The sequence below is a fragment of the Paraburkholderia sp. SEWSISQ10-3 4 genome (assembly GCF_030464785.1).
Classification (GTDB): Bacteria; Pseudomonadota; Gammaproteobacteria; order Burkholderiales; family Burkholderiaceae; genus Paraburkholderia; species Paraburkholderia aspalathi.
Genome location: NZ_JALPRI010000003.1, coordinates 246,266 through 260,739, shown reverse-complemented (window position 1 = coordinate 260,739; position 14,474 = coordinate 246,266). Strand labels below are relative to the sequence as shown.

The window sequence follows — 14,474 nt, the reverse complement described above, 5'->3', positions numbered from 1 at the left end:
CCTGGGTCAGTAGTATGGAACGGTCAACAGCCCTTTCCCGCGACGAGAACCCATCATGCCGATCCATTCGCTCATTGAAGCCGACCGCAAGCATCTGATTCACCCGGTTATCAACTACCGCGTGCACGAAGCCCGCGGCGTCACCGTCCTCGAGTCCGCCAGCGGCGCGTTCCTGCGCGACGCGGCCGGCAACGAACTACTCGACGCCTTCTCCGGCCTGTGGTGCGTGAATGTGGGCTACGGCCAGCAAAGCATTGTCGACGTCGCCACCGAGCAGATGAAGAAACTGCCCTACGCGACCAGCTATTTCCATTTCGGCTCGGCCCCGGCGATCGAACTGGCGCAAAAACTGGTGGAAGTGTCGCCCGCTTCGCTGCAACACGTGTACTTCACGCTCGGCGGCTCCGATGCAGTCGATTCGGCCATCCGTTTCATCACGCACTACTTCAATGCGACCGGCCGGCCGTCGAAGAAACACATCATCGCGCTGCAACGCGGCTACCACGGCTCGTCGACGATGGGCGCGGGGCTGACCGCCTTGCCCGCCTTCCACCGCAATTTCGATCTGCCGCTGCCGAACCAGCATCATCTGCCGTCGCCTTACGCGTACCGCAACGATTTCGCCGACGACGCCGCGTTGATCGCCGCCTCGGTGGCCGCGCTCGAAGCCAAGGTGGCCGAACTCGGCGCGGACAATGTCGCAGCCTTCTTCTGCGAACCGATCCAGGGCTCGGGCGGCGTGATCGTGCCGCCGGTCGGCTGGTTGAAAGCGATGCGCGAAAGCTGCCGTAAGCTCGGCATTCTGTTCGTCGCCGATGAAGTCATCACCGGTTTTGGCCGCACGGGTCCGCTGTTCGCGTGCCAGGGCGAGAACGTCGAACCGGACCTGATGACGGTGGCAAAGGGTTTGACCTCCGGCTATGCGCCGATGGGCGCCGTGCTGATGTCTGATGAAATCTATCAAGGTATCGCCGATGGCGACGCCGAAGCGATCGTCGGCCACGGCCATACGTATTCGGCGCACCCGGTCAGCGCGGCAATTGGCCTCGAAGTGCTGCGCCTCTATCACGAAGGCGGCCTGCTTGCGAACGGCGTGGCACGCGGCCCGCGTTTCGCTCGCGGCCTCGACGCGCTGCTCGCGCACCCGCTGGTGGGCGACTCGCGCCATCGCGGCCTGCTCGGCGCACTCGAACTGGTATCGGACAAGGACAGCAAGACCGGATTCGATCCTGCGCTGAAACTGTCCGAGCGGATCGCTGCGGCGGCGTATGAAAACCGCCTGATTTTCCGCGCGTTCGGCGACAATATTCTCGGCTTTGCGCCGGCGCTCTCGTACACCGAGGCCGAGTTCGATCTGCTGTTCGAACGCCTCGAAAAAACCCTCGACGACGTTCTGGCGCAAGCCGATGTCCGGGCCGCGCTGAAGGTCAAAATTCATGCCGCTGCGTGCTAGAGTAGAGGGCCCTTCGAGACCCTCTCACCCATCGCCGGAGCGATAACGTTACGATGAGCAGCGACAGCAAGCTGGACCGGATTGACCTGCGCATACTTTCCCAGTTGCAAAAGAAAGGCCGCATAACCAACGTCGAGCTTGCCGACGCGGTCGGCCTTTCGCCCAGTCCTTGCCTGATCCGGGTCAAGCGTCTGGAGAAGGCCGGCTACATCATCGGTTACGGCGCACAGATCCAGCTCGAGAAGCTCGGCGACGTGCAGATCGTGTTTACCGAAGTCACGCTCGCCGATCATCGGCGGGAAGACTTCATCAAGTTCGTGAACGCGATCAAAGACGTCGACGAAATCGTGGAGTGCCATCTGGCGAGTGGCGGCTACGATTACCTGCTGAAGTTTGTCACCCGCAGCGTGAGTCACTACCAGAGCATCATCGAGGGTCTGCTGGAACGCGATATCGGCATCGAGAAGTACTTCAGCTACGTGATCATCAAGTCGCCGTTCGTGAAGAGTCACTATCCGCTCGAAACGCTGTTCTCGCAGAACCACAACTAGTCCAGCAGCCCCTTACGGATAATCGCTAAACCGGGATGTCGGTTCGGTTTCCGTTGTCGCCGGTGTATAGCCTGGCACATTCGCGCGAAACTGATTGAGCAGACCGTTATCGACCTGCGAAAAGCCTTTGAGCTGAAGTTGCATCAACACACGCGTGCCGGTGCTGGGCGACGTGGTCGAGCTGGTGGCGTTGGTGTATTTCTCGAACGCCACGCCGAGCGACCAGCAATCCGCATCGTATTGAAGTCCCAGCAGGCCCGCGATCAGCCGGTGGGCGCTCATGTCGTAATTGACGCGCGCCACGCTCACAACGTTGTGCATTAACGGCCATTGCTCGGACACGATGAACTGATTGACCGGTTGATAATCGAGCGTGGTGTTGGCGCGCGTATAGCGATACGCGACATTCAACACCTCCCGTGAAGCCGGCGACCAGCCAAAGCCGGCTTCCGCATTCGTCAGATAGTGGTTGGCCTGGCTGTACTCCACGGCCTGTTCCGCTGAAAAACCCGCCCCCAGCTTGTACGACGCGCCGACAATCACACTCGTGCGCGCCACGGTGCCAATCGCATCGTCTGTGTTGAGCGTCACGCGGGGCGTACGAAAGTCGTACTGCTCTGCAAGGACGAAACGGGACCGCTCATCGCCGTTCGTCGCATCAATGAAGCGCGTCGTCAGCGCTGCCGTAACGCGGTTGGCATCGGACACCCGGTCATTGCCGACGAAGCTGTTCGGCATGAACAGTTCAGCCAACCCGAAATCGGCCGTAGCCGTATCGAACAGCGGCGCGTATGCCTGGTTGCGGTAAGGCGTGTACACATAGAACAGCCGCGGTTCGAGGGTCTGGATATACGACTGCCCGAAGAGCCGCACGCTTCGCTCGAAGCGCATACCCGAATCGAGGGTGAAGGTCGGCACGTTGACGTTAAACGTCTTGGGCTGCCCGGCGGGCGCATCCGATCCGATCGTCGTCAGGTCATAGGCGGCGAAATGCCATGCGAGCTTCGGCGTGATGAACCAGCCTGGACGCTCGATCGGATAGCTGATGTAAGGGTTGAAAACGAAGCGGCTGCCTTGCGTTGCATCGGCCGACGAAATCGTGAAGCGCGTCGCATCCGCTTCGGCGCCGAAGTCGAAGCCCCCCACGTTATAACGCGCGTACTTAACATTAACCTGCGGTTCGCGGTTATAGGTCGAGTCGCTGGTAAAGGCCTGCCACCGTTGCTCGCGAGCCAGAACACTCCACGGCCCGTTTGAGTAAGTCAAACCCGCTTCCTGCTGATACAGCGTGGTGGAGCCCGTCGGAAACGCAACACCCGACGCAAGATCGGTGACCACTGTCGAGTCCGACACCCGGTTGTAATTGACGTAGGCGCCGAAGCCTGAGCCGAAGTTCCAGTTCTGTTTCAGCGCGATCGAGTAACGGTCGGTGTTGGTGATCGCATCGTGTGGCAGCCACGCGACCGAGATCGTCCCCGAATCGTTCGGCTGCAGATAGCGGTAGTCCGCCGTCAACATCTCGCCTCGCTTCGACATGATGCGAGGCGTCAGAGTTAAATCGTAGTTCGGCGCGAGGTTGAAGTAATACGGCAACGCAACGTCGACGCCATTGGTCGAACTGATCGAGAACGTCGGCGGCAGGAGGCCACTGCGACGTGCGCCGGACAAGGGAAACGATAGCCACGGGCTCGCCAGCAACGGCACGCCCTGGAAAAAAAGCACACCGTTGTGCGCGATTCCCTCATCGCCGCCGCTGTCGATGTCGAATTCGGAGGCCTTCAGATACCACGCGGGATCGGATTCGCATTGGCAAGTGCTGTACGTACCGTGATGAACGACCGTGCGCTCGCTATCGACCAGATCGACGCGTTGAGCACTACCCCACCCTCCCGTCAGATGAAACCGGTACTTCGGCACGCTCATGTAGCCTTCATTCGCTTCGACGTAGAAATGCGCGTCCGGGCCATCGAACACATTGCCGTTGTCGACGAGTCGCACTTGTCCGTACGCGTCGACCTTGTCGGTATCGACGTCGTAGTGCAGCGCATCGCCTTTAACGATCGATGCGTAACGCCGCAGTTGCGCGTGACCTTTTAGCGAAACGTCGGTGTCGGTGGTCGCGGTCACCGAATCGGCGATGGCCGCAGTAACGGGTTTGTCGCCCGGCCGCAGGGGTTGCTCGGTCAGTTGCGGATCGAGCCGCAGACCCCAGACGCCGTCGAGCGGTTCCGGAATCGCAGACGCACCGACTAATTGCGCGTGCCCGGCAAGCGGCATGCATCCAGCCGTACCCAGCACGAAAGAAACGAGAGGCCTTAAGCGTAGGCGTCGAAATACACCGCGTAGTATCAAAACAGATAAGGATCGGAAAGGATGACAGACGCATCAAGGCGAACGGAAGCCCTGACTTGCGTCAGGATGAACAGCAGCGAATGCACACTGCGCTATTGAAGTGTGACGTCCTTGGCGCGGGGGTCCGCTGGCGTGCCTGCCCCGCTCGCAGCGCCGCCCAGCGCCTGAAGCAGATAGGGAATCTGCTCCGCAGGCAACGAAAACGACAACCCCGCGCTACCGGACAGACGGAACCGGATCACCACCATTTCCATGCCGTTCAGCCGGCCGACTTCCCAACCCTGGCAGTGCAGCGCGAAGCCCATGTCCTGATTGTTATGAATCACGCGGTCGGCGTGTTCTATGGCGTTCGGCAGCGCCACCAGCAGGTCGTTGAGCACCGAACGGTGCAGCGCCGCCGTGGGTTGATTGCCGTGAATCAGCAGATATTGACCGTCCGCCGTCAACTGCATATCGGTGATCGAATTCAGCACGAAGGTCGACGGGTCAGACATGACGCGCGCCCTCCCCCGTAACCTCGTAGCGGCCTGCCGCCTCACTCACCGTGTCGCCGGGCACGGCGCGAAGCGTGCGCATCGACGCCATCGCAAGATGGACTGAATAGATTGGTGAGGAACTCACGCGCAAGACAGCAGCAAGAACCGCCGGTGAAAAAAATTCAATCATGACCACTTCTCCAGATCGCGTTACGCAGGTAGCGGAATCGACAATTTGACGATAGCAGTGCAAAGTCGCCGCCAGGTTACGCGCGGACTACGCTTCTTTTGAGTCTGTAACGCATTATTTCGAAGCTCGCGCTCCAATCGGCGTCAGCCTGCGCGGGTGCGCGCTGCGCACCCTGGCGGCCGGAATGGTCGGAAAGTTTTCAGTAACGATCGGCAGAAAACGCGTCCCTATACTTCGCGCTTTCCAGTGTCATGGAACGTCGTTTCGAATGCGTCGCTTGCCTTCGAGCGCTCCCGTCTGCGCTCCGCGCGCTGCATCAGGACTGAAAACCCAAGATGAATCTTCAAGTTTTAACGAGCCGTATCGCCGGCGCACTCTCGCTCGTCGGCGTCGCGCTGACAAGCGGGGCAGCCCACGCAGCGCAGCCGTTCGTGGTGCAGGACATCCGGATCGAGGGCTTGAAGCGCGTCGAACCCGGTACCGTGTTTGCCTACCTGCCCATCAAGCAGGGCGCCACGTTTGACGACGATAAGGCTTCGGAATCGATTCGCGCGCTGTACGCCACGGGCTTCTTCAATGACGTCAAGATCTCGACCGAAGGCAATGTCGTCATCGTTCACGTTCAGGAGCGCCCCGCGGTCGGCACGATCGACTTCGCCGGCATTCACGAGTTCGACAAGGAAAATCTGACCAAGGCACTCGGTGCGGTCGGGCTTTCGCAAGGCCGCTACTACGACAAGGCGTTAGTCGATAAATCCGAGCAGGAGTTGAAACGCCAGTACCTGACGCGTGGCTACTATGCCGCCGAAGTGACCACCACGATCACGCCGATCGACCGCAACCGGGTCGCGATACTGTTCTCCGTCGCAGAAGGCCCGAACGCGAAGATTCGCCAGATCAACTTCATCGGCAACGACGTTTTCAGCACGGACACTTTGCGCGACGAAATGCAGATGTCCACACCGAACTGGTTCTCGTGGTACACGAAGAACGACCTGTACGCGAAAGACAAGCTGACCGGCGACCTGGAGCGCATCCGCACGTACTACCTGAATCGCGGCTATCTGGAGTTCAACTTCGAGTCGACCCAGGTATCGCTTTCGCCGGACAAGAAGGAGATGTACCTCACGGTCACGCTGCACGAAGGCGAGCCGTACACGGTTTCGTCGATCAAGCTCGCGGGCAATCTGCTCGACCGCGAAGCCGAGCTGAAGAAGCTGGTCAATATCAAACCCGGCGAGCGTTTCTCCGCCGAAAAATTACAAGCCACTACCAAGGCGATCGTCGATAGACTCGGCGAATACGGTTACGCGTTTGCCACGGTCAATGCGCTGCCGCAGATCGATCAGGAACATCACAAGGTCGACCTGACGCTGCAAGTGGACCCGAGCCGCCGCGTGTACGTACGTCACATCAACGTGGTCGGCAACACCCGCACGCGTGATGAGGTGGTGCGCCGCGAAATGCGTCAGCTCGAAAGTTCGTGGTTCGATTCGAACCGACTCTCGCTGTCGAAAGACCGGGTCAACCGTCTCGGCTACTTCACGGACGTGGACGTCACCACGGTGCCGGTGGAAGGCTCACCCGACCAGGTCGATGTGGACGTCAAGGTGAGCGAAAAGCCGACCGGCGCGATTACCCTGGGCGCGGGTTTTTCGTCCACCGACAAGGTGGTGTTGTCAGCCGGGATTTCGCAGGATAACGTGTTCGGTTCCGGCACCAGCCTCGCCGTGAACGTGAACACCGCGAAGACCTACCGCACCCTGACCGTGACGCAAACCGATCCGTATTTCACGGTGGACGGCATCAAGCGGATCACCGACGTCTACTACCGCACCTCCTATCCGCTTTACTACTACACCGACACGAGTTTCCGGATCATCACCGTGGGTGCGGATCTGAAGTTCGGCATTCCGTTCTCCGAATCCGATACCGTTTACTTCGGCGCCGGCCTCGAACAGAACCGGTTGTCCATTGATTCGTCGACACCGCAGAGCTACAAGGACTACGTAGCCGAATTCGGCAGCGTGGTGAACAACGTGCCGCTCACTGCGGCCTGGGCTCGGGATAACCGCGACAGCGCACTGGTGCCTAGCCGCGGCTATTTCTTCCAGGCCAATGGTGAAGTGGGCACACCGGCTGGCAACACCGAGTACTACAAGACCGACGTGCAGGCGCAGTATTACTACTCGTTCTCACGCGGTTACATTCTCGGCTTGAATTTTCAAGGTGGCTACGGCAACGGCTTCGCCGGAAAAGCCTATCCGATCTTCAAGAATTACTACGCGGGTGGTATCGGCTCGGTACGCGGCTACGAATCGGGCTCGCTCGGCCCGACCGACAAGACGACCGGCGACCCGATCGGCGGCTCGCGCATGGTCGTGGCCAACATCGAGATGACCTTCCCGCTGCCGGGCAGCGGCTGGGACCGCACGCTGCGCGTCTTCACCTTCATGGATGCGGGCAATGTCTGGGGCACAGAAGGCAACAGCAATGGCGCCAACGGCCTGCGGTATAGCTACGGCGCGGGTCTTGAGTGGATTTCGCCGATCGGCCCGCTCAAGCTGTCGCTTGGTTTCCCGCTGATCAGACACTCCACCGACAAGTACCAGGTATTCCAGTTTCAGATCGGCACATCGTTCTGATCACGTCATTCTGCCTTGCAACGCCCGCGGTCATGCTTTGAAGACCGCGGGCGTTATCTGCATCATTCCTTCCCGCTTTCAGCCGCGCAGAGGTGCCCAACCGGTATGACCCGGTTCGGTGCCCGCCCAAAGCACCGCATCTGCGTCTTCCTGCGCCAAGTTCACAAAGTCTCCTTATTTTCACCATCGTTGCTCCAACGTTGCTATCTATCATTCGCTCATCATCAGCGCGACCGTGTCCGGTCCGCTTTCTGAGTTCGATAGGTCGCTCCAAAGCAGCAGATGGTTGAATTGGCTGAACGTGAACATCGCACGGGCTGCAACCGTCGATTCCGGTTGGGAGGTAACGCAGATTTATGACGATCAGCCTTCTTGTAGTCGAACCCGATCAAACCATTCGGGATCAGTTGCGCTTTCATCTTCACAAGAATCAGATCGCACTCTCGGTGCTGTATAGCGCGGCTCAGCTTGTCAGCCGGGTGGAACTGGAGTGTCCGTCAGCGATTCTATTGCGCGCCGAGTCGCCAATGAGCGAGGCGCGCGAGGCGCTCCGGCAACTGCGGCTAGCCGGCTACGACATGCCCATCTTCGTGCAAAGCACCTCTGATGAGATCGTCGACAAAATCGTCGCCTTCGAATTGGGTGCGGACGACTATATCGTCGACCCGATCGATCCATACGAATTGACCGCCAGAATCAAACGCGCCGTGCAACGCTGCAACCGCTCGCTTTGCGACGCGCCGGAAATTCGTGAGAAGGTGTTGTTCGGCGACTACCAGATCGACTTCGCTACGCGGCGTCTGCTCAAGGACGGCTGCGAAATCTCGCTGCGCTCCGGCCAGTTTGCGTTGCTCAAGCTGTTCGCAAGCAATCCGATGCGAATCCTGACGCGTTCGATGGTCAACAGCCAGCTAGGAAGAGCGGAGAGCCAGAAGGCCAGTCTGGATGTTGCGGTCTGCCGCTTGCGCGGCGTGATTGAGACAGACCCGGGCAATCCCAGGTTCATTCAGACCTTGCGCGGACGAGGCTATATGTTCGTACCGTCGCTTGAATAGATCGAATAGATTGGATAGTTCGAATAATTCGAGTAACAAGCCTTACTTGAGGCGGGCGAAAGCGAACGGCATAGCACGACACGTTGCGTGCTTGCCGCCATACTGCGTTACTTTTGACCTTCTTCTAACGCGAGCTGCATGATAGGCCCCGTCATCGCGGCATCGATCACGTCGATGATGTCGGCATAGCCCACATAGTCGGAATACAGGTCACTGGTCGCTGCCAGCAGGCCACCGAATCCGTAATGGAAGTCTGCCGGAACGATTGGCCTGAACCCTGAGGCATAGTGTGGCCGTGGCGCGCAGCTATTCAGCTCATCAACAACGCCGGCAGAAACACTGTGATTCCCAAGTGCGAGAGCATTAATACTCTCCTGGCGCAAACCATGGCGAATCGGAGCGCAGCAAATCGATACCACGACCAGGACGACAATAATGATGCGCATAATGGACGTGTTCAAAGTTGATCTTGAAAGTCAGACAGCCGTAGGATAACGAAGTTTTTTTGGCTCAATTACAATCCCTTTCTACCGGCCTGAATTACACGCAGCAACGAGGTTATGCAGCACTCAACCGCGCCGCAGACGCCCGCGTCCCGCAGGTGCAGAAGGGTCGTCCGCCAGCGTGTGGCGTTGACCGTTGCGATGCATCCGCACGCGTTCCCGAATCTCGGCCACGGTCGCGGCGCCTGGCACGGCAACGCAAGAGTACTCACCGTTGCGGTTGATCCATTCGACGATCCGGCAGCACTCGCCCCATGGCTGCATGAGCGGTGCGGACACGCGGCAGCCGCGTATCTTCATGACATCGGTGGCGAGTGGTGCGTTAGCGCCGTTTTCAGCGGTGCCGCGCGTAGCGGCAGCTGTTGCTGTCTTTCGGCCGGGCCGGAAACCGCGCGACTCGGCACGGTTCACAGGTGAGGAGACTTGCATGAGATTGCTCCACTGACGGATCTGATCACCGGACATGGCCTCTTTGAGACCACGGTAAAAGTGCCATACCATCATATCCAGACAACACGCAGAGACAACGAAGAAAGGATGGAGAAGTTGTGGAGATTCGTCGGCAAGTGTGGATTGACGTAGCATTCATCTAGAATTCAGCCATGCAAAGTGAAACTATCCGAATTCGTCCAAGCCGCCCTTTAGGGACCTTTCTCTCGCGCGCGCGGCAGCAGCGAACGAAGATGCGCTTTGGCATTACCTGGAAAATGTTTCTCGCCGTTTTAATCGCCTGTCTGGCGATTTCCCTGACGATGGGCTACGCCTTGCGCGTGAGCTTCGAAAACGGCTTCCTGCACTATGTTCGGGAACGCAACGCCGGGCGCATCAAAGCCGTCATGGCGAAGGTAACGAGCGAATACTCCGCTCACGGCAACTGGAATTTCCTGCGGGAGCATCCCGAAGCATGGCTCGCGCTGCTGGACGGCGCCGCGCACGACGCCCTGCGCGAAGAGCTCGCCACAGCGCAGACGGGCAAGCTGCCGGGCTGGAGAACCTTTCCCGGGAGCGGCAGCGTACAGCAACTGCTTGGGCCGCTCTCCGGCCCGTCCGAAGGGCCGCACTGGGGCATGCGCCTGCCACCGGCGCCACCGTCCGGTCCCGACATTGCGATGGAGCGCGACCGTGTGTCGGCAAGCGGTGTCGTAGGCGGCGACAGTCGCTATGACCGGCCGCCTCCTTCAGTCGCTTTAGCGTCGTCTCCCGTCTCGCCCCCGTCGCATGACAACGTGACCCGTGATACGCCGCCCGAGGGGCCGCCCGTCACACTGTACGACGCCCGCCATGAACTCGTGGCGAGCACCGGCCAGCCGCCCCCGCCCGGCAGCACGATGCGACCCGTCGTCTACGCCGGCAAGGTGGTGGGCTGGCTTGCCGTAAACGGGCCCGACACCCTTTCGGACGCGGCCGACATCGCCTTTCAGGCGCAGCAGAAGCGCGCGACCTGGGAGATTGCGGGCGTGGCGATCGTGCTCGCGGCGCTAGTCGCGCTGGTCCTCGCGCGCATCGTGCTCGCACCGGTAAAGCGCTTGATGAATGCGACCCACCGCCTGGCCGGCGGGGACTACACGGCCCGGGTGCCGGCCGGCAGACGCGACGAGCTTGGCCGGCTGGCGGGCGACTTCAACGTATTAGCCGATTCGCTGCAAAAAACCGAGCGCTCCCGGCGCGATTTCATCGCGGATATTTCACACGAGCTGCGCACGCCGCTCGCCGTGCTCCGCGGCGAACTGGAAGCCATCGAAGACGGCGTGCATGTGTTCAACCGCGATTCGCTCACTTCGCTGCAAACCGAAGTGAACATGCTCAACAAGCTCATCGAAGATCTCTACGAGCTGTCTCTGAGCGATGTCGGCGCACTCAGCTATCGCAAGACGCCGACCCATGTCGGGCAACTGGCGCGCGCGTCGATCGAGGCCATGCGGGAGTCGTTCAAGGCGAAACGAATCGAGCTCGACCTGACCTGCATGCCGGACATTGCAGACACGACTTTCGCGGTCGATCCCGCTCGTTTCGTCCAGCTGCTGAAAAACCTGTTGCAGAATTCGTTGCGTTATACCGATCCGGACGGTCACGTGCGCGTGTCGCTTTCGCAGAGCGCCGGCGGCTGGCAACTCGACGTGCAGGACTCCCTGCCCGGCGTGCCCGAAACCGCACTCGCCCATCTGTTCGACCGTTTCTATCGCGTGGACGAATCACGCAGCCGTCAGAACGGCGGTGCGGGCTTGGGCCTCTCACTGTGCCACGCTATCGTGACGGCGCATGGCGGCACGATCGGCGCCAAGGCCTCGCCTATGGGCGGCGTCTGGATCACCGCCCGCTTTCCATCGGAAGGAGACGTGACAACATGACCGAAGGGCGCCCTTCGCACATCCTGATCGTCGAGGATGAACCCAAGCTCGCCGCCGTGCTCGAAGCGTATTTGCAACTCGAGGGCTTCGTCACCACGATCCTCAACGATGGTCATCAAGTGATGCCCTTCATTCGCTCAACGCCGCCGGCGCTGATGCTGCTCGACCTGATGCTACCCGGGCGCAGCGGCATGGATATCTGCCGCGAGCTACGGCAATTTTCGGCGTTGCCCGTGATTATCCTGACCGCGCGCATCGACGAAATCGATCGTCTGCTGGGTCTTGAGATCGGTGCCGACGACTACGTCTGCAAACCGTTCAGTCCGCGCGAAGTGGTGGCGCGCGTCAAGGCGATCCTGCGCCGTGCAACGCCCGCCGCGGCGGCTGCGGACGGCTTGCCACAGGGGCAACCGGGTTCACAGGGTCTCCAGGTCGACGAGCAGTTTCATCACGCCTTACTCGACGGTAAGGAACTCAAGCTCACCCCGCTTGAATTGCGGCTCCTCGCGCTGCTGATGAAATCGCCGGGACGCATTTTTTCCCGCGACTACCTGCTGAGTCATCTCTACGACGATCACCGGGTGGTCACCGACCGCACCATCGACAGCCATATCAAGAACCTGCGCCGCAAGCTGCAAGGCGCGCGGCCGGATAGCGAGCCTATCGCGTCCGTGTACGGCGTGGGTTACCGGCTGGAAATCTGACGCTGGCCGTTTTCGAATTCAGCTCGCCTTTTCCGCTGCCGTGGTATCAGGCGGCGGACTCCATTGCGCGAACTCCTCGCTCAGAAAGTCGACGCATACCCGCACCTTCGCCGATTGAGCGAGCCGCGCCGGATACACCGCCCACAAATTCGCGGGTTGCGTGACGTCCGGTAACACCTGCTGCAACTGGCCACTGTCGAGCAAGGGCCGCACATCCCACATCGAGCGCAGCACGATTCCGCGTCCGGCCAACGCCCATTGCACGGCCACCTCACCGTGATTGGTCGACAGCGGTCCCGTGACCTTGATCGATGCAGCCTCGCCTCGTACCGTCAACCGCCACAGACCGAATGGATGGTCGCGCTCCTTGATCGCAAGACACGCGTGCGTCGACAGGTCCGCGAGTTGACGCGGCGCACCGTGGCGCGCGAGATATTCCGGCGACGCGCACAGTACCCGATGATTCGACGCGAGCCGTTTGGCAATCAGATGGGGCGCGATTTCGTCGCCGATACGGATATCGAGGTCGAAGCCTTCGCCGCCCACGTCGACGAGGCGGTCGAACAGATCGAGCCGCACGCTCAGTTGCGGATACCGGTCGGAGAACCGGGCCAGCGCGGGAGCGACGAAACGGCGGCCAAAGCCGAAGCTGCTGGAGATGCGCAACTTGCCGCCGGGGATGCGTCGCGTGGTGGAAACGTCTTCCACCAGTTGGTCGACGTCGTCGAGAATCTTTTCGGCCCAGGTGTAGACCCGTTCACCAGCCTCCGTAATCGCGACGCGCCGCGTGGAACGGTGCAATAAACGCGTACCGAGCGTAGTCTCGAGCACATTGATGCGTTTGCTGACGTACGCCGCGGACACCGACAACGCCTCCGCCGCCGCGCTGAAACTCGATTTGCGCGCCACTTCGCAAAACACGCGCAAATCGCCTAGATCGGGTGATGGGACGGCGTTCATAGGTCGCTCGGTGGCAGATTTTTTGTACACGATTCGTGCACAGTGGCTTAACTAAAGCGACTATTTTAAGCTCAAACAGCAGGAATAAAATAAGCGCTATCGAACCATCGAAATTCCCAACGGAGGAGCAGGAACATGTCGAAGACCTATCGGATTGCGGTCATACCCGGCGACGGCATCGGCGTCGAAGTGATGCCGGAAGCCATTCGCGTGCTGGAGACGGTGAAAAAGCGCTTCGGCATCGAACTGGAGTATCAGCACATCGAATGGGCGAGCTGTGAGTACTACGCCAAGCACGGCAAGATGATGCCGGACGACTGGAAAACCCAACTGCAATCCGCCGACGCGATTCTGTTCGGCGCGGTCGGCTGGCCCGACACGGTGCCCGACCATATCTCGCTGTGGGGGTCGCTGCTGAAGTTCCGGCGCGAATTCGACCAGTACATCAACCTGCGCCCTGCCCGGCTCTTCGCCGGTGTGCCTTCGCCGCTGGCGGGCCGCAAGGCTGGCGACATCGATTTCTGGATCGTGCGTGAGAACACCGAGGGCGAATATTCGTCGGTGGGTGGCGTGATGTTCGAAGGTACCGAGCGTGAGTTCGTGCTGCAGGAATCCGTGTTCACACGGCACGGCAGCGAACGTGTGCTGAAGTTCGCGTTCGACCTCGCGCAACGGCGCGAACGCAAGAAGATCACCGTAGCGACGAAGAGCAACGGCATCGCGATCAGCATGCCGTGGTGGGACAAATGCGCGGCCGGCGTCGCGGCGCAGTACCCGGACGTGGCGTGGGACAAGCAGCACATCGACATTCTCTGCGCACGCTTCGTGCTGAACCCGGATCGCTTCGACGTGGTGGTCGCCACCAATCTGTTCGGCGACATCCTCTCCGATCTCGGTCCTGCCTGCACGGGCACAATCGGCCTTGCGCCGTCGGGCAATCTGAACCCGGATCGCAAGTTTCCGTCGCTGTTCGAACCGGTGCACGGTTCGGCGCCTGACATCGCCGGCAAGAACATCGCCAATCCGATTGCGATGATCTGGTCCGCCGCGATGATGCTCGACTTCCTCGGCAATCACGAAGGCAAGGAACGCGAGGCGCATGACGCGATTCTCGCGGCGATCGAAGCAACGCTGGTCGAAGGCCCGCATACCGGCGACCTCGGCGGCAAGGCGAACACCACCGAAGTCGGCCAGGCCATCGCGGCTAAACTCGCCTGAGCCTGTCGATCCCTACCTT

13 protein-coding genes are annotated in these 14,474 nt (G+C 60.4%); 7 read left to right on the top strand and 6 right to left on the bottom strand.

The genetic code is table 11. From position 1 onward, the window contains the following. Positions 1 to 55: 55 nt before the first annotated feature. Positions 56 to 1,453, top strand: a complete 1,398-nt coding sequence (locus tag M0D68_RS09710) for an aspartate aminotransferase family protein (RefSeq protein ID WP_093641196.1) — start codon at positions 56 to 58, stop codon at positions 1,451 to 1,453. Positions 1,454 to 1,506: 53 nt separating this feature from the next. Further along, positions 1,507 to 2,004: an Lrp/AsnC family transcriptional regulator gene (locus M0D68_RS09705; RefSeq protein WP_054039304.1), complete on the top strand. Its 498-nt coding sequence runs from the start codon at positions 1,507 to 1,509 to the stop codon at positions 2,002 to 2,004. 12 nt (positions 2,005 to 2,016) lie between these two features. Here the strand turns inward: M0D68_RS09705 and M0D68_RS09700 are convergent, their stop codons facing one another. The 3 genes from M0D68_RS09700 to M0D68_RS09690 all read right to left on the bottom strand — a co-directional run bounded on the left by M0D68_RS09700 (position 2,017) and on the right by M0D68_RS09690 (position 5,022). Then, positions 2,017 to 4,281: an LPS-assembly protein LptD gene (locus tag M0D68_RS09700; RefSeq protein ID WP_234486648.1), complete on the bottom strand. Its 2,265-nt coding sequence runs from the start codon at positions 4,279 to 4,281 to the stop codon at positions 2,017 to 2,019. Positions 4,282 to 4,448: 167 nt separating this feature from the next. Continuing rightward, the gene (locus M0D68_RS09695) at positions 4,449 to 4,850 is read right to left on the bottom strand and encodes a hypothetical protein (protein ID WP_093641202.1); all 402 of its coding nucleotides are present in this window, start codon (positions 4,848 to 4,850) and stop codon (positions 4,449 to 4,451) included. Further along, the gene (locus M0D68_RS09690) at positions 4,843 to 5,022 is read right to left on the bottom strand and encodes a hypothetical protein (protein WP_200619195.1); all 180 of its coding nucleotides are present in this window, start codon (positions 5,020 to 5,022) and stop codon (positions 4,843 to 4,845) included. The genes M0D68_RS09695 and M0D68_RS09690 overlap by 8 nt, the downstream gene beginning before the upstream one ends. A gap of 335 nt (positions 5,023 to 5,357) precedes the next feature. Between M0D68_RS09690 and bamA the strand changes: the two genes are divergently transcribed. Next, the gene (gene bamA, locus M0D68_RS09685; RefSeq protein ID WP_200619121.1) at positions 5,358 to 7,667 is read left to right on the top strand and encodes an outer membrane protein assembly factor BamA; all 2,310 of its coding nucleotides are present in this window, start codon (positions 5,358 to 5,360) and stop codon (positions 7,665 to 7,667) included. A 356-nt stretch (positions 7,668 to 8,023) separates the two neighbouring features. Continuing rightward, positions 8,024 to 8,722 carry a winged helix-turn-helix domain-containing protein gene (locus M0D68_RS09680; protein ID WP_093641208.1) on the top strand — a complete coding sequence of 233 codons (699 nt, stop codon included), beginning with the start codon at positions 8,024 to 8,026 and terminating at the stop codon, positions 8,720 to 8,722. 107 nt (positions 8,723 to 8,829) lie between these two features. Here the strand turns inward: M0D68_RS09680 and M0D68_RS09675 are convergent, their stop codons facing one another. Together M0D68_RS09675 and M0D68_RS09670 are read right to left on the bottom strand one after the other, a co-directional pair. After that, on the bottom strand, positions 8,830 to 9,183 hold the full coding sequence (locus M0D68_RS09675) for a hypothetical protein (RefSeq protein ID WP_143131763.1): 354 nt from the start codon (positions 9,181 to 9,183) through the stop codon (positions 8,830 to 8,832). Positions 9,184 to 9,291: 108 nt separating this feature from the next. Beyond that, entirely contained in the window at positions 9,292 to 9,810 is a 519-nt protein-coding gene (locus M0D68_RS09670) for a DUF2866 domain-containing protein (RefSeq protein ID WP_244869895.1), read from the bottom strand. Between the two features lie 98 nt (positions 9,811 to 9,908). Here M0D68_RS09670 and M0D68_RS09665 point away from each other — a divergent pair, with 98 nt between their 5' ends. Both M0D68_RS09665 and M0D68_RS09660 read left to right on the top strand, forming a co-directional pair. Further along, entirely contained in the window at positions 9,909 to 11,573 is a 1,665-nt protein-coding gene (locus tag M0D68_RS09665) for an ATP-binding protein (protein ID WP_200619120.1), read from the top strand. Further along, a complete protein-coding gene (locus M0D68_RS09660; RefSeq protein WP_093641216.1) occupies positions 11,570 to 12,277 on the top strand; it encodes a response regulator in 708 nt (235 codons plus the stop codon). The genes M0D68_RS09665 and M0D68_RS09660 overlap by 4 nt, the downstream gene beginning before the upstream one ends. Positions 12,278 to 12,295: 18 nt before the next feature. Here M0D68_RS09660 and M0D68_RS09655 read toward each other — a convergent pair whose 3' ends face one another. Beyond that, positions 12,296 to 13,237, bottom strand: a complete 942-nt coding sequence (locus M0D68_RS09655) for a LysR substrate-binding domain-containing protein (protein ID WP_093641219.1) — start codon at positions 13,235 to 13,237, stop codon at positions 12,296 to 12,298. A gap of 135 nt (positions 13,238 to 13,372) precedes the next feature. On the opposite strand from M0D68_RS09655, the gene M0D68_RS09650 reads away from it, so the two are divergent. Continuing rightward, positions 13,373 to 14,455: a tartrate dehydrogenase gene (locus M0D68_RS09650; protein ID WP_093641222.1), complete on the top strand. Its 1,083-nt coding sequence runs from the start codon at positions 13,373 to 13,375 to the stop codon at positions 14,453 to 14,455. Positions 14,456 to 14,474: the final 19 nt, after the last annotated feature.